Raw genomic sequence first — 14,959 nt, 5'->3', positions numbered from 1 at the left:
GCGGTGCCGGTCACGATGATCCTCCGTCCACGCGCAGATTCTCGACGATGGCTTGGGCCTCGGCGAGCGAGTCGGCTGAGATGGTCTGCTTCACCAGGTCGAGCTGGTAGGGAGCCAGGTCGGCGAGGGGGATTCCGGTGTCTTCCTCGGGCGAGGAGAGCGAGATCGGTCCGATGCTCGGCGGGATGCCGCGGTAGATCACGACCGTGTCTTCGTCGACGCCGACGAAGTAGCGCGTCTGCGTCCAGCTGTAGGCACCGAAGAGCACGACCCCGATCGCGGCCAGGATGACGATGAAGCCGGCGAACCAGGTGATCCGGCGGCGACGTGCGCGGCGGCGGTCCTCTTCGATCAGCTCCTCGAGGAACTCCGCGGCAGGCTCGAAGTGCGTGGGCTCGTTCGCGGCCTGGCGAGCAGGATGCAGCCAGCTGCTGCGCTGCGGGCGAGCGGCGGGCACCTCGATACCGAGCGGGTGCGACGCCGACCCCACGACCGTCGGTGGTCCGCTGAACAGCGGGTGCTGGCCTCCGACGTCGACGATGACGATCGTGACGTTGTCGGGCGCACCGCCGTCGAGGGCCTGCTTGAGGAGGCTGTCGGCAGTGCGGCCCGGAGCCCAACCCTGCCCGAGCGCCTTCGCGGTGTGGGCGTCGTCGACGACGCCCGACAGTCCGTCGGAGCACAGCAGCCACCGGTCGCCGGGCTGCGTGGGCATGATGAACGTGTCGATCTCGGGATCGGGGTCCATGTCACCGAGCACACGCATGAGCACCGAACGGCGCGGGTGGTAGCGAGCCTCTTCGGGGGTGATGCGGCCCGAGTCGACCAGACGCTGCACGAACGTGTGGTCCGTCGTGATCTGGGTCAGTGCCCCGTCGCGGAAGAGGTACAGGCGCGAGTCGCCGATGTGCGCGATCACGGCGTACTCGTCGACCATGACGAGCGCGCTGACGGTCGTGCCCATGCCGGCGAGCTCGGGGCGCACCTTGACGGTGCTGATCAGCTCTGCCGCGGTGTCGGCCAGCGCCTCGCGCAGGGCGGCCTCGGCCTCGGTGGTCGTGGAGAAGGCTTGGTCGAGGCTCTCGAGCCGTCGAACCGCGAGGCTCGAGGCGACGTCACCACCGGCATGCCCGCCCATGCCGTCGGCGACGACGAACAGGTTCGAGCCGCAGAAGCCCGAGTCCTGGTTGTTGGAGCGCACCTTCCCGGTATGCGAGATGGCGGCGCTGGAGCCCTGGAAGACCATACGTGCGGGCTACTTCCGCAGTTCGAACGTCGTTGCGCCGACCTTGATCGGCGCACCCACGACGATCGGAACCGGAGAAGCGACGCGCTCGCCGTCGTGCCACGTGCCGTTGGTCGAGTCGAGGTCCTGGATCATCCACTGATTGCCCCACAGCACGAGACGCGCGTGGTGGCTCGACGTGTAGTCATCGCGGATGACGAGGCCTGACTCGCTCGAGCGGCCGATGGTCAGCGGCTCGGAGCCGAGCGGAAGCTCGAGGCCGGCCTTGGGGCCGCTCGTGATGACGATGCGCGACACGGCGTCGGTCGTCGCCTTTCCGCCCTTGCCTGCCGGGGCCGGGGTGCCGACCGCGCCGACGGCGGCGGTCGCGGCATCCGGAGACGACGTGGGCGGACGGGTGACCGCGGGGCTCGCAGCCGGGGCAGCACCGGCTGCCGCCGGCTCGGGGAGCTTGCGCACCTTCACGCCGAACAGGTCGGCGCGCAGCGAGTACACGACGGCGAAGACGAAGAACCACAGCAGGACCAGGAAGCCGATCTGCAGCAGCAGGAGGGTGAGCGGACTCATCGGGCTTCACCTCGGGTGTCGTACATGCGGGTCGCGTCGGCCGCCGACATCCGGGGCCGCGCGGGAGCCTGCGCCTGCGGGACGACGCGGAAGACGATGTCGGTGCGACCGATGCGCACGACGCCCTCCGACGGCAGGGCGGCCTCGCTGACCCGCGCGCCGTTGAGCTGGGTGCCGTTGGTGGAACCGAGGTCGCGCACCATGGCGCGCTCGCCGTCCCAGAGGATCTCGACGTGCTTCCGGCTGGTTCCGGCATCCGGGATCGTGATGTCGGCGTCGCTGCCGCGCCCGATGACGGTGCGCGCTGCGACGATCGGATGCCGTGTGCCGTCGATGTCGAGCACGGCCTGCCACGACACGCGGGCGCCCGCATCGGAGTTGGAGTCGACGCGGACGGTGCCGGTCGAGAGCTGCGGGTCGTCCTGCAGGGAGACCGAGACGGCACCCGAGAACGAGTAGCCCTGAGCCTTGGCGTGCTTCTCGACCAGCCCGCGGAGTTCGTCGAGGAGAGCGGGCCCGATCGCGTTCATGCGCTCGGCATCGTTGTCGGAGAGGCGCACCGTGAAGGCGTTCGGAACGAGGATGCGGTCGCGGCTGACGACGGCGGCCTTCTTGTCGAGTTCGCTGCGGAGGGCGGAGGCGATCTCCACTGGCTGGACGCCGCTGCGGAAGGTCTTGGCGAACGCGCCGTTGACGGCACGCTCGAGACCCTTCTCGAAGCTGTCAAGTAGTCCCACGGGGCTCCTCAGGCAGGCGGATGGTTGCTTCATCGTAGTCAGCGAGGCTGAACGGACCATGCATTGGGGCTCGGATCGCGGCTCAGGAGCCGCCGTCGGCGTGATATCCTCGGGAAGTTGAGTTCGTGGAAACACGTTCTCGCGCGAGTGGCGGAATAGGTAGACGCGCTGGCTTCAGGTGCCAGTGCCCGCAAGGGCGTGGGGGTTCAAGTCCCCCCTCGCGCACAGTGAGACGAAGGCCTCCGACCGGGAAACCGGCGGGGGCCTTCGGCGTTCCCAGCAGGTTCGCGTGGACGATGATCGGCCCGCCCTGGGGGATAGCGCCCGGCTGGGGGTGGGGCGTGAGCTCGTAGCATCACCCCATGGGCATGCAGAGGACGATCGTCGATCCGCAGACGTGGCTGGAAGTCATCGTGCCCGACTTCGCGACCGATGAGGAAGCTCTCGATCGCTCGCGTCGCCGAGAAGCTGGCGGGGTACCGGCGGTCAAAATGGAGCCCGACTACGGCTGTATCTTCCCGCTCTGGCCGGAGAGCAGCGGCGCCGTGGAAGACATCGCTCGTCGCCTCCCCGAGGACGTGGTCCGAGACCTCATGCTTTGGCAGGGACGGTTCGAGGCGGGATACGTCTTCCCGACAGGTTGGCGTTCCGACGGGCACCGCAGCGAGTGGCTGGAGCAGGGCGAGCGACTGTTCACAGTCGTAGAGAAGGCCCTCTGGTCAGACTTCGACGTCATCCCGAGCTTTCGGCGCACGACGAGGGAGAGCGATCGCTTATAGGCATGGGTCGTCTGATCCGCATGCCCGGGACCGCGCGCCGTTACGACGCCGGGGCCTCCAGGGCGACCTTCGGCTTAGCCCAGGAGCGACCGCGCGTGTCCTTGAGGATGTCGTACTCGACGTCGACGTGCGGCTCGATCGCGCTGTATTTGTCGTTCGGTGCGCCGATCACGAGCTGGAAGCCGAGTCCGCGCCACGCTCCGATCGCACGCTTGGTGAAGTGTGCATCGGCCTTGATCAGGGCCTCGTCCATGAACACGGGGGCGTAGCGAGGGCGCTCGGCGCTCGCGTCGCCGAGCTGGTAGCGCAGGGCCGCGCCGACGATGAACGCAATGAGTTCCTGCGACTCTCCGCCGGACTTCTCGCCGATGTGGTCGTAGAGCGCGACATGCTTCTTCGTCACGGCATCCACGCGCTCTGCGCTCACGCGAACGTGGTTGCGGACGTCGATGAGGTCGCCGAAATCGGGCGCCGACCGGCGCATATGCCCGATGAGGCGCGACATCCGGCGGTACGCGTGTTCGCGCTCATCATCTGTGGTGGCGTTCTCGATCAGCCCGCGAACCTCGCGCAGCTCGCGCCGGAAGCGACGGCGAGGTTCGGACTGGTTCTCGCGCGTGGTGATCTGCAGGCGATGGTCGTCGTCGTAGAACGGGAGGTCCTGCATGATGCGGTTGATCGGGTCGATGCGATCACGGATCTCGCGGATCGATCGGCTGAGCGTCGAGTCGAGGTTCGTGAGGTCGTTGCCCGACAGTTTGAGCAGGCTGTCGCGCCACTCGGACTCGAGCTCGTGCAGTCCACTGGTCTCGAGGGCCTGGAGAGCGCGTTCGAAGTCGTCGATCGAGGTGTCGGGGTCGGGCAGCAGGTTCGGATTCGGCCACCGCTCGAGGAAGCTCACCATGATGCGTCGCAGGCCATCGCGGCTCTCGTCGAGGGCGTCGACGGCCGCCCGCCGGTCCTCTGCGAGGCGCTGCGCGGCCGTCGCGAGGGCCGCGGAGAAGCGGTTCAGCGCCTGGGACGGGCTGCCGTCAGAGGTCGGCCCATCGAGATGGAATCGCTCGTCGAGGAACGCGGACTGTGCGGCGGTGAGAGTGCGCTCTGCCCGCTCGGCGTCGTCGAGCACGGACTGATCCGAATCGACGTCGTCGATCACCTCGGCCCACTGTGCCTCGATCTGATCACGTTCGATCGACACGCGGGCGATCTCATCGCGCAGGTGTGAGATCCGGTCCTTGATGTCGGAGATCCGTCGCTGCACATCGGCGATCTCGGGGTTGGCGGCCGTGACGTCGCTCTGCACGCCGATCCAGCGATCCCGTTCCGCGGTGACCGCCTCGACGTCGACCTCTTCCCAGGTCAGGTCGGTGATCTTGGCGTACACGGCAAGGCGCGAGTCGACGGTGTCTAGTTCGCTCTCGGCGACCTTCCGCTCCCGCAGGGCGTCGTCGAGACGGCGGCGAGCGTCGTCGACGAGACGTGCCACGTCGTGCCGGCGTCGCTCGTTCGAGAACCCGAGGACGTTCTCGCGACCGTGGCCACCGTGCGCGCCGCGGTTGCCCTGCGCCACCTGTCCGGTGATCGTGAGCGCCATGCGATGCTTCGGCAGCTCGGCGCTGGAATCGACGCAGACGTATCCGTGGCGGGTCTCGAGCCGCTCCTGCAGCCAACCGGTGAACGGCGAGGTCTGGTAGTCGAGGCGCCCGGGCAGGGTCTGCGGGTCGAGGTTGGCGACCGGCTCCATGCCTGCGTGCACGCCCTCGAAGCGCAACCGCACGGGGGTGTGGACCGATTCGATCGCCGCCCGGAAGCGCTCCAGGTGAGCGGTGTCGATCAGCACCGTGGTCGCGAAGCCGCCGAGCGCGAGGTTGAACGCCTCGCGCCACGGCTCGAACTCGGTGCGCACCTCGACGAGCTCGCCGACGAACGGGAGATCCGCGGTCGTGAGTCCCGCGGCCTCCGCGAGCCGCTCGCGCGACTCGTGCAGAGCGGGCGGGATGTTGCCGTGGCGTGAGGCTACGCGCTGAGCCTCCGCCTCCAGCTCTGCGACCTCGATCCGCGCGGCCTTCGCTGTCGACGCGGCTTCAGCGAAGGCGGAGCGGGCACGCGCCTTCGCATCGGAGTCGGCCAGCTCTGCCCGGGCGCGGGAGATGAACGCGGTGAACTCGTCGCGGTTCGAGAGTTCGACGCCCAGACTCTTGACGGCGGTGTCGAACACCTCGCGGTGTCGCCGGACGTCGGCGAGCCGTCGCTCCACCTCTCGCAGCTCGCGCTGCGCCGTGGCCAGGCGATCCCCGCCGGAGAGCCGGAGCACGTCGATCAGGCCGTCGCGTTCGGCCTCGGCGCCATCCGCGAGGGCGCGCTTCTCGCGCAGCGTGACCTCGGCCGCGGTCTTGCGCTCGCGCAGCTCGGTCTCGACCTCACGCAGCATCGCCAGGCGTCTGTTCGCTCGCCAGAGTGTGGCGAGCGAACCGGCATCCGAGAAGGAGCCGACCTCGTCGATCAGGTTCACGCGCTCGGTCGCGGCGGCCATCTTGGCGCGCAGCTGGGGGATGGGCGTGAGCGCAGTGACCTGCTGCCGGGCCGTCAGCATGCGCATGCGGGTGCTCTCGAGTCCGTCGAAGTGCGCCACGACGGCGTCGGCGGTCTCCATCGTCTCGGGCTCTTCGAGCACGAGACGCTTGTAGAGGTCGTCGACGGTCGTGATTTGCTGGCCGGCCTGGATGCGCGCGAGCAGGCTCATAGCCTTGGCCCCGGCCCCCGCGGCGCCGATGCCCAGCACGGCATGCAGGCGGGCCGAGAACTCGCGGTCCGTTCCGACGGGCTCCAGGCCCGCAGCGCGCACGGCGGAATCGGAAAGTCGCTGCGCGGCGGACGGCTCGAGTGAGCGGAGATCGAAGGCCCGATCGGTCGTCGCCCGCACACGCACGGTGTCCTCGAGCACGCGTGCACTCGCCGGGATGTACCAGGCTCGCACCGCCGTGAACTGCGACCCGTCGTGATCGATCCACGTCATCGACACCGCGGTCCAGGTGTCTTCGCCGTCGCCGCGGAGGACGGTCATCTTCGTGCCGTCCTCGGTGCGCGACTCGTCGATCTTGCCGCGGCCGTAGGACAGGATGTTGCGCTGCTCGGAGCCGCGCGGACGCCCGGTGACGCCACCGTTCGAGGCGCCGTTGAAGGGAGTGGTGTGGGGCATCATGAGCGCGATGTAGGCGTCCATGAGCGTGGATTTACCCGACCCCGAACCACCGCACAGAAGAGTGGCACCGGGAGAGAAGCGCACGCGGTGGGCGCCCTCGTAGCCGCCCCAGTTGATGAGCTGAAGGTCTTCGGCGAGCCACTGCTGGCCGCGGGATGCCGCCGGGATGAGCCCGAACAGCGTCTCGAGCATCGTCACAGCTCCTCCTCCTGAGGCTCGTCGTCTTCGTCGTCTTCGTCGGCCGCGACGCCACCGGTGTCGTCCGCCTCCGACCGGTCGCGCAGCCAATCGCGCAGTTCGCGCAGCTTCTCGGCGCTGAGGACGATCTCGACGAGCGGACTGATGCGGAAGCGTCCCGTCGTCTCCTCGTCGACGATGCCGTCGCGAGCGAGCCGGTCCATCGCCTTGCGGATCAGTCTCTGCCGCTTCGCGGTGTCGCCGTCGGCATCCGCGAAGTAGCTCATCACGGTCTGCTCGACGTCCTCGATGTCGACCCGGGCGGCCGGCTCCCCGGCCGCCGACTCCCGCTGATACACCGTGCGCAGGTGTACGAGGACGAGGGTCTCGGACCGCGTGTATGCGGCATCCCGAAGCAGGATCGGAACATCGAGCTCGTCCGAGCGCACCTGCTGCTTGTAGGCGACGCCGCGGTCGTGGTCGATCACGAGCCGCACGAACAGGTCATTGAGGCGAGATTCGACGAGCTGCTGATTGTCGAGCAGGGCCGTCCACTCCTCGCGGTTGCGGTCGGCGAGCACGAACCGCCGCTGCAGCAGGTGGACGAGCACGCGGCGCACCGCGGGATCGAGCACCCCACGATCGCCGGGGAAGAGCTCGCCGAGGTCGTCTTCCATCGCAGCGGGCTCGACGAACGCGCCGTCGACCGGAGCCTCGCTGTCGGCTGTGCCGAGGGTGGCGGTGTCAGTCATCGTCGGGCTCCTTCGAGGTGCGGGCGGTCACGGATCCGAACGCGAAGCGCCGTGTCGTCCCGTCGGGGCGGCGCGCCTCGACCACCGAGAGGTCGTCGCTCTCGCGCATGCCGTTGCGGTGGGCGATCTCGAGGAGTCCGACCAGGTCGACCGGACGGCGCACGTCGTCGTCCGCGGCGAGGAAGGCCTCACCCAGATCGAACTCCTCGCCGAGGGCAGCGACGTGAGCCTCGAGCTCGGCGTATCGCGGACCGCCCCACGCGCGTGTATCGGCATCCAGAATCTCCGCGTCTCCGTCGGACGCCGACAGCGGTGCCGGCGCACGCGGTGGGCGGATGTCGGTCGTCGACTGCCGCAGGTGGCGAATGTCGGCTGTGGGCAGGCTGCGGATCATGTCGACGGTGGCCTCGGATGACGTGCTGTGCGTCCAGGCCTGCAGACCGGCCATGACATCGCGCAGCAGATCGTCGACGTGGCGATCGCGGATGGGGTCGTGCGTGCGCACCTGCGCGGTGATGACCCGCGACGCACGGCGCTGGGCGGTCAGAACCTCTTCGACGCCGAGCTCGACGCGCCTCGAGATCGCGTCGAGCTCGGCGCGCTGCTCGGTGTCCATCAGACGCGCGAAGGGCTGTGTGAGCAGGGTGTGCAGCTGGTCTGTGAGGCTGTCGATGCGCTCGGGATCGCCGATCAGCCGGAGCGCGCCGGCGAACGCCCGGCCTTCCGGCGTCGACTGCATGACGTACTGTCCGCGCTGCAGGTACTCGCGCAGTACCTCGCCGGTGGGGCGCACGTCGCGCCGGAGGTCGGCGATGACATCGCGCTGCATGGCCTTGATCGACTCCGCGACGCGCGTGAAGTCGGCGGGCAGCTCGCGCGCGAGATGCAGCACGTTCTCAGCCTCTTCGAGGAGCTGCTCATCGTCGATCGGCTCGGATTCCCCGAGCTGAAGGCGCGCGATCTCGGCGTCGAGCGCGTCGCGTTCGCGGATGAGGCGCGTGAGGCGCACCTCCGGGTCGGTTTCGGCGTGGTCGGAGAGTCGTTCGACGGCTTCCAGGAGGGTGCGGACACGGGAGTTCGAGACTCGGGTGCGTCCGCCGGTCGTGCGTCCGGTGATCTCCAGGGCGCCCACCGCGTGGGCCGTCAGCCGGTAGACCTCGACGTCGCCGTCGATCTGGGGGACGAGCCATCCCACCCGCACCCAGTAGCGACAGATCTCGCGGGCTGTACCGGCCGGCAGCGCGCGATCGTCCTCGTCGTATCCGGCTGCACGCAGCTCGTCGACGATCTCGGCGACCTCGGCATGCGCATCCGAGATCTCGACGGACGGCCGGTCGACGGAGAAGACGAGTGAGAGCGTTGCGACCACGAACGGCGCGTAGCGGCCGTGGAGGAGATCGAGCGTGGGGGTACGGAACGCCGACAACGCACGCACATATGCGGCCTCAGCGCGAGTACTTCCCATCCATGCAACAGTATCCGGCGCGCCGACATCGAACTGTCGGTCAGATCCCGTCGAGCGTCGGCGGATCTCGCCATCCGCACGTCCGGCGACCGGATGCAAGACACCGGCGGGTGCCCGAGCCTACGTGACGGCTGGGGCGTTGTCGTATCGGAGTATGTCGCCGGGCTGGCAGCAGAGCGCCTCACAGAGGGCAGAGAGCGTGGAGAAGCGGACGGCCTTCGCGCGACCGTTCTTGAGCACGGCAAGGTTCGCTGGCGTGATTCCTATCGCCGCGGACAATTCAGCGACGGTCATGCCGCGTTCGTCCATGAGCCGGTCGATGTCGACGACGATCGGCATCAGATGACTTCCGCAAGGTCGTATTGCATGGAGGCGGACTGCCGAAGCAGCGTGAACAGCACGGCCAGGATCAACGTCGCCGCGGCACTGACTCCGATCGCGGCGAGCATGCCGAGCATGAGCGCCGGCGGCGTGACATGCGCGGCGTTGAGCACCACGAACATCGCGAGGGTGCTGAGCCCGATCGCGGCGGGGCACCACGTCAGCGCGCGCACCCACGTGAAGGCGTCGGTCGTGAAGATGCTGTTGTCGCGCACAAGATCGAGCAAGCGCCACGTGACGATGACCGCTGCCTGACCGCAGGCGATGACGAAGGCTCCCCACCCGATGATGGCGGGCGCGATACTGGCGACCTCCGCGTATGCGCTGGCGAGGCCGGCGACGTTCGCGGGGATGATGAAGAGCTGGAGCGCGAGCCCGATGAGGGCAAGTACGGCGAAGACGATCTTGGCGGTGGCGATCAGGGTCCGGCTCATATCGCGCTCCTTCACTAAGTATCGAGAAACGATAGATCGTTTTTCGATAGGCGCCTACCCCCTGGACGCGTAGCGGCCGGGATGCCGGCCGGGTCAGCAGGCCTCACAGCGCAAACCAAGTGCCTGGCGATGGCCGGCCATAAACGATCGTTCCCGGCGGGCTGCGAACCGTGTGAGGGGTCCACGCCGACCCCGATCAAGCCGCACGCGAGATCAACCGGCTCTCCGAATGGCTCACCGGCGAGCAGCTGGGGAAGCATGTGTCAGGTGGCGGCGGCAGAATCGCACCATGACGCGCAGACCCCCGCCATCAATGGCTACCCCGACGCACGCCCAATCCGTGACGGTCTGCGCATCCTCGGCTGGACGCTCCGCGGCTTCACCCACGGCGCCGAGCGCCGTAAAAGCACGAAGCGTGCACGCCGCTTCTCAGCCTTGATGTTTGTGGCCTGCATCATTGGGGCGCCAGCGCTCGCTCTCATGTACCCGGCGATGATCGCACTTCGCCGCCACACCAGGTACTACATGACCCCCGAGCGGGACGCCACGCTTGCGATCACGGCCAAACGCGACGCCTGGCACGTCGCAGGCCACACCACCGCCCAACCTGGATCGCAGCGCGGTCGAGCGCTCAGACGGGGCATCGCTCCGCTCCTCACGCCCGCCCTTGACCAAGCCGGCAAGGCACTCGTCGCCGTCGCGGTCAGCGAAGGGCGCGCTCAGGACTACAGCGCAGATGTCCCCGGTCTTGTACCGCAGGGGCAGGCGTGGCCCCGAGGGGTGAAGATGCGGCGTGAGCCTCGAGCGCTCAGCCGCAATCGGTATGAGAGCACCCCCACACCGAAGAAGCCGAGCTGGTTGAGCAGAAACTACGGTCGGCTCGTAGCGATTGGCGTAGTCGTCTACCTGGTCGTCGCTCTCTACGCTGTCATCACTTTCCACGACAGCTGCTGAACAACTGGCTGCCGGACCTCGACGACCTGGAGCGAAGCAAACTGCTGGGCTCAGCAGGGAACCTCGTCCTACTTTCGATCGGCGGGGTTGCTGCCGTTATTGGTGTCGGGATCAGCCTCTCTCGCCACCACCAGGAACGCGAGGCGGCCCAGCGCGACCTTGATCGGTTGAACGACGACCGGGCGCGGGAGCAATCGCGCCGGGAGGAAGTAGATGCACAGTGGCGCGTTGAGACAGAGCGAACCCTGCGAGAGCGCTTCGTGACGACCGTTCAGCTGCTCAGTGACCGATCGCCCGTGAACCGGCAAGCGGCACTGTTCGCGCTCGGCTCCCTCGCGGATGACTGGCACGCATTCGAGAAGCCCGACGAGGTACAGGTCTGTATCGAGGTTCTCGCGGGCTACCTTCGTGCTCCTCGCTCCGACGACATGCTCCTCCCGCCGGATGATGAACTCGATCCAGACGACTCGCCCACTCCTGAGGAACGTCGGAGGGCGCAGTGCACCACCCCCCAGGAAGTCGCAGTCAAGCAAGCCGGCTACACGGTTATTCGCAACCACCTGTACGACGGTTCCGAGTCCGGCTGGCACAACCGGACGATCAACCTCGCTGGCGCCCACATCGACTTCACTGTCGACCTCAGCGGGGCCGTCATCCTCCCCCACGGCAGCGTGAGCTTCGCGAGCGCGCACATCGGTCGCGGAAGCCTGTTGCGATTCGTCCGCCTGCACGTGCTCGATGGAGGTCGCGTCTTCTTTGACGACGCGACGGTGCAGGATCAGGGCGTTCTAACATTCTCGGGCTCGGTGATCCGGCATGGTGGGGCGCTGTCGTTCCGGAAGCTGGCCGTGCAGTACGACGGGCAAGTCCTTCTGGCTCGGGCTGATGTCGCGGGCGTTATCCGACTCGATCAGGCGCGGATCGGCTACAAAGGCTCCGCAAAGCTCACTCTCGTGAGGATTCAGAAAGCGGGCCTGATCAGCTTTTCCCATACAAGGGTGGAGAACCATGGCACTGTCGACGTGAGCCACGCTCAGATAAGCGGCGGCCGGGTCAACCTGAGCATTGCGCGGATCAGTCGACTATCGGACGTGATTCTTCGCGACGTAGAGATCTCCGGTGATGGCGTGATCGAGTTACCGGGAGCCGCGATCACCGTTCACGGCGGTCTCGAACTGGACGGGGCGGTGGTTGGAGACGGGCCGGTGATACTACCGAGCGGGGAATCACTGGTTCTCCCCACGGGAACACCCTAGAAGGGCCGATCTTGCTCCTGATCGTGGCGGTCCCGGCCGTGCTCCGTGAGTGGGGGCGCTGCTCCACCCTCCACTGTTGGGGCGGTTCGCCAGCATCTCCCTCGTCGCGGCAGGGGTGTTCCATTTCACTCGGTCGCATGAACTGGGCGAGACGCGTGCCGACCGATAACGATCGTTTCTGGGACGGTCGAGTCGTGCGCCGCGGAAGCCTGCCGAAACTCAGGGCCGTATCGAAACCCGGTTTCGGGACAAACGGTTTCGGCAGGGGGTTTTGACGTGCCTTAGGGGCGGCGGCGCTCGATGAGTATCGTGTCGCGCCAGTTGCCAGCCCAGGGGCCGTAGGTCATGTACGCGATGCGTTCGCGGTGGCCGATGCGGCGGAAGCCGGCACGCTCGTGAAGGGCCAGGCTGGCGGTGTTTTCGGGGAAGATGCTTGCTTGCACCGTCCAGATGTCAGCGGCGTCAGCTGCGCGCAGGAAGGAGGTGAGAAGTGCCGTGCCGACGCCGCGCCCGTGGGCGCGATCGGCAACATAGACGGAGTGTTCTACGACTCCGCGGTAGACCTCGCGTGCAGAGACGCGGGATGCGGCAACCCAGCCGAGGACTGAGCCGGCGGGATCGGTGGCGACGAGTCGGCCAACCTGGAGCTTTCCTTGGTCGAAGTCGGCCCAGGATGGAGGCTCGCTTTCGAACGTCGCGTTTCCGGCGGCGATGCCTTCACGGTAGATCGTTTCGACCTCGAGCCAGTCCCTCTCGGTCAGGGCCCGTACGGCGATGTCGCTCATGCGCGGAGGGCGCGGGATGCGGCGTCGAGAGCGTCGGTGATGACGCGGTAGTAGGCCCATCGGCCGCGCTGCTCGCGGGTAACGAGACCGGCGTCGACGAGCTGCTTCATGTGGTGTGACACGGTCGGCTGCGATAGGCCTACGGGCTCGGTTAGATCGCAGACGCACGCCTCCCCGTCCGCGGATGCGGCGATCAAGGACAGCAGGCGTACGCGGGTGGGGTCGCCGAGTGCTTTGAATGTTCGAGCGGTGCGCTCAGCGTCTTCAAGCGAAATCACCGCCCCGGTCACAGGAGCGCAGCACGATTCGCTTTCCGCGGGAGGAAGGAGCGGGAGCTGTGCAGTCATACTGCGATCCTCTCACGTCGTATTGACAGTCGTCGATGTATCGATGATGCTCTACCCATCGATGTTCGTCAATGGATGAGTGAGGTTGCTGTGGAAGACGTCTTGCCGGTGGCTGTGATCGGCGCGGGTCCTCAGGGTCTTGCCGCGGCCGCGCATTTGCTTGAGCGAAGTGTGCCCGTTGTGGTGCTTGAGGCTGGCAGTTCTCCTGCGGCTGCGGTTGCGGAATGGGGGCACGTGCGGCTGTTCTCCGAGTGGCCTGAGCTGATCGACGCGGCGGGCGCTCGTCTCCTGGACGGCTCGGGGTGGCAGGCTCCGACGACGGGGTACCCCACTGGGGCGCAGTGGATTGAGAGGTACCTCGCGCCCCTGGCTGCCGCCCTGGGTGATCGCGTTCGCTTTGGTGCCCGGGTGATGGGAGTTTCGCGGCTCGGCCGGGACCGACTTGTTGATGCTGGCCGCGGGGATCAGCCGTTTACCGTTCACGTCTCGCCTGCTCAGGGGGAGGAGTATCGGCTGCAAGCCCGAGCTGTGATTGACGCATCCGGCACCTGGTCGACCCCCAACCCGGCGGGAGCTGACGGGCTCCCCGCTATCGGTGAGGCGGCGTCCGCGGACCTGCTCTCGTACCGCATCCCCAACTTTCGTGACCGTGCTGGTTTCGCCGGCAAGCACACCGTTGTCATCGGTTCGGGACACTCGGCCGTGACGGCCGTGCTGGCCCTTGCCCGCATGGCTCGCCGGGACCCCTCGACGACGGTGACCTGGGCGCTACGCCGAGCCACCGCTGGGAACACCTTTGGCGGGGGCGACGCTGACGAGCTGCCCGCACGCGGCGCGCTGGGGATCAAGGCGAAAGAGCACGTCGATGCCGGCCTGGTATCCCTCGTCACCGGGTTCCGGGTCGAACGCGTGACCCGTGACGGTGAGCGCCCCGTCCTAGTCGCGGAGGACGGTCGCACTCTCACGGCCGACCGGGTGGTGGTGCTCACTGGCTTCCGCCCCGACCTGTCGTTCCTCTCCGAGCTGCGGTTGGAGCTGGACCCGACGTTGCAGGCGCCGGTTCGGATCGCCGCGGAGGTGGATCCGAACGTGCACTCCTGCGGGTCCGTCGCCGCGACCGGCGCCGGCGACCTCGCCCAGCCCGAACCTGACTTCTACCTCGTCGGGGCGAAGTCCTACGGCCGTGCGCCGACATTCCTCGCGCTCACCGGGTACGAGCAAGTCCGCAGCGTTGCAGCTGAAATCGCGGGCGACCGCGAAGCCGCCCGCCGCGTCGAGCTCGTCCTCCCGGACACTGGTGTTTGCGGCGGCGCAGGGCTGTTCGATGCATCCGGGGCGTCGCTAGGCGGGGCGTGCTGCGCGCCTCCGGTATTGCAGATCGGACGGGCGCCGGCATCGGTATGAGAACGCAGAGGGGGCAGGCCGGCGGCCTGCCCCCTCACTGTCAGCTCAGCGGGTAAGGAGAGTCGCCTGGATCTTGTTGGACACCGCTTCGCGCAACGGACGGACCGCGTCGGCATCCCAGGACTCAGGGTTGGGGAAGGACCATTCCAGAACCTCCCCGCGCGGAGCGCTGGGCAGCGCCAACCCGGGCTTCATGAGAACCACGACATCGGCAGCCTCCAAGTCAGCAGGCGTCACCGCGCGGGGCACGCGCCCCGTAATGTCCATTCCCAGCTCGGCAACGGTCGCGGCGATGGCAGGGTTCACCGTCTCGGCCGGGGCGAGACCGGCGGACGCTGCGGTGAAGCGGCCCCCTGCAAGGTGCTCGAGGAGAGCGGCGCCGAGCTGAGAGCGGCCGGCGTTGTGCTGACAGATGAACAGGACGGTCGGTTTCATCCGGCTCTCCTCGGTACGTTGCGGTGTCGATGATCAGG

The 14,959-nt window shown here is 67.7% G+C and carries 15 protein-coding genes and 1 tRNA gene; 5 read left to right on the top strand and 11 right to left on the bottom strand.

The features are described from left to right. Positions 1-10: 10 nt before the first annotated feature. Genes ACLBWJ_RS09045 through ACLBWJ_RS09035 form a run of 3 tightly spaced genes read right to left on the bottom strand, consistent with a single transcriptional unit; the run spans position 11 to position 2,550 of the window. The gene (locus ACLBWJ_RS09045) at positions 11-1,246 is read right to left on the bottom strand and encodes a PP2C family protein-serine/threonine phosphatase (protein ID WP_112615549.1); all 1,236 of its coding nucleotides are present in this window, start codon (positions 1,244-1,246) and stop codon (positions 11-13) included. Positions 1,247-1,255: 9 nt separating this feature from the next. Then, on the bottom strand, positions 1,256-1,813 hold the full coding sequence (locus tag ACLBWJ_RS09040; protein ID WP_269268443.1) for an FHA domain-containing protein FhaB/FipA: 558 nt from the start codon (positions 1,811-1,813) through the stop codon (positions 1,256-1,258). Next, complete coding sequence (locus ACLBWJ_RS09035) at positions 1,810-2,550, bottom strand: FhaA domain-containing protein (protein ID WP_112615553.1); 741 nt, start codon at positions 2,548-2,550, stop codon at positions 1,810-1,812. The genes ACLBWJ_RS09040 and ACLBWJ_RS09035 overlap by 4 nt, the downstream gene beginning before the upstream one ends. Before the next feature lie 141 nt (positions 2,551-2,691). Here ACLBWJ_RS09035 and ACLBWJ_RS09030 point away from each other — a divergent pair. Both ACLBWJ_RS09030 and ACLBWJ_RS09025 read left to right on the top strand, forming a co-directional pair. Beyond that, positions 2,692-2,775: transfer RNA gene (locus tag ACLBWJ_RS09030), tRNA-Leu, on the top strand. A 137-nt stretch (positions 2,776-2,912) separates the two neighbouring features. After that, positions 2,913-3,329: a hypothetical protein gene (locus ACLBWJ_RS09025; RefSeq protein ID WP_274179102.1), complete on the top strand. Its 417-nt coding sequence runs from the start codon at positions 2,913-2,915 to the stop codon at positions 3,327-3,329. A gap of 40 nt (positions 3,330-3,369) precedes the next feature. Here ACLBWJ_RS09025 and ACLBWJ_RS09020 read toward each other — a convergent pair whose 3' ends face one another. The 5 genes from ACLBWJ_RS09020 to ACLBWJ_RS09000 all read right to left on the bottom strand — a co-directional run bounded on the left by ACLBWJ_RS09020 (position 3,370) and on the right by ACLBWJ_RS09000 (position 9,740). Continuing rightward, positions 3,370-6,729 (bottom strand): ATP-binding protein, encoded by a 3,360-nt coding sequence (locus ACLBWJ_RS09020; RefSeq protein WP_447660174.1) that lies wholly within the window; start codon positions 6,727-6,729, stop codon positions 3,370-3,372. Beyond that, positions 6,726-7,460 (bottom strand): DUF4194 domain-containing protein, encoded by a 735-nt coding sequence (locus tag ACLBWJ_RS09015; RefSeq protein ID WP_274179100.1) that lies wholly within the window; start codon positions 7,458-7,460, stop codon positions 6,726-6,728. The genes ACLBWJ_RS09020 and ACLBWJ_RS09015 overlap by 4 nt, the downstream gene beginning before the upstream one ends. Beyond that, positions 7,453-8,925 (bottom strand): DUF3375 domain-containing protein, encoded by a 1,473-nt coding sequence (locus ACLBWJ_RS09010; protein ID WP_447660172.1) that lies wholly within the window; start codon positions 8,923-8,925, stop codon positions 7,453-7,455. The genes ACLBWJ_RS09015 and ACLBWJ_RS09010 overlap by 8 nt, the downstream gene beginning before the upstream one ends. A gap of 120 nt (positions 8,926-9,045) precedes the next feature. After that, on the bottom strand, positions 9,046-9,264 hold the full coding sequence (locus tag ACLBWJ_RS09005) for a helix-turn-helix domain-containing protein (protein WP_023953394.1): 219 nt from the start codon (positions 9,262-9,264) through the stop codon (positions 9,046-9,048). Next, complete coding sequence (locus ACLBWJ_RS09000) at positions 9,264-9,740, bottom strand: DUF2975 domain-containing protein (protein ID WP_282501765.1); 477 nt, start codon at positions 9,738-9,740, stop codon at positions 9,264-9,266. Before ACLBWJ_RS09000 ends, ACLBWJ_RS09005 begins: the two co-directional genes overlap by 1 nt. 267 nt (positions 9,741-10,007) lie before the next feature. Between ACLBWJ_RS09000 and ACLBWJ_RS08995 the strand changes: the two genes are divergently transcribed. Both ACLBWJ_RS08995 and ACLBWJ_RS08990 read left to right on the top strand, forming a co-directional pair. Beyond that, positions 10,008-10,694, top strand: a complete 687-nt coding sequence (locus tag ACLBWJ_RS08995; protein WP_447660171.1) for a hypothetical protein — start codon at positions 10,008-10,010, stop codon at positions 10,692-10,694. A 167-nt stretch (positions 10,695-10,861) separates the two neighbouring features. Then, the gene (locus ACLBWJ_RS08990) at positions 10,862-11,950 is read left to right on the top strand and encodes a hypothetical protein (RefSeq protein WP_447660170.1); all 1,089 of its coding nucleotides are present in this window, start codon (positions 10,862-10,864) and stop codon (positions 11,948-11,950) included. Positions 11,951-12,231: 281 nt separating this feature from the next. Here the strand turns inward: ACLBWJ_RS08990 and ACLBWJ_RS08985 are convergent, their stop codons facing one another. Continuing rightward, positions 12,232-12,735 carry a GNAT family N-acetyltransferase gene (locus ACLBWJ_RS08985; protein ID WP_282501767.1) on the bottom strand — a complete coding sequence of 168 codons (504 nt, stop codon included), beginning with the start codon at positions 12,733-12,735 and terminating at the stop codon, positions 12,232-12,234. Continuing rightward, on the bottom strand, positions 12,732-13,082 hold the full coding sequence (locus tag ACLBWJ_RS08980) for an ArsR/SmtB family transcription factor (RefSeq protein WP_282501768.1): 351 nt from the start codon (positions 13,080-13,082) through the stop codon (positions 12,732-12,734). The genes ACLBWJ_RS08985 and ACLBWJ_RS08980 overlap by 4 nt, the downstream gene beginning before the upstream one ends. Before the next feature lie 90 nt (positions 13,083-13,172). Here ACLBWJ_RS08980 and ACLBWJ_RS08975 point away from each other — a divergent pair, with 90 nt between their 5' ends. Further along, positions 13,173-14,486, top strand: coding sequence for an FAD-dependent oxidoreductase (locus ACLBWJ_RS08975; protein ID WP_447660169.1), 1,314 nt, complete (start codon positions 13,173-13,175; stop codon positions 14,484-14,486). A gap of 45 nt (positions 14,487-14,531) precedes the next feature. Here the strand turns inward: ACLBWJ_RS08975 and ACLBWJ_RS08970 are convergent, their stop codons facing one another. Then, a complete protein-coding gene (locus tag ACLBWJ_RS08970) occupies positions 14,532-14,921 on the bottom strand; it encodes an arsenate-mycothiol transferase ArsC (protein ID WP_282501769.1) in 390 nt (129 codons plus the stop codon). Positions 14,922-14,959 lie beyond the last annotated feature (38 nt).

This window comes from Microbacterium sp. M4A5_1d (assembly GCF_053345465.1).
The sequence above is the reverse complement of the archived record's forward strand: the minus strand, read 5'-3'. Positions and strand labels throughout refer to the sequence as shown.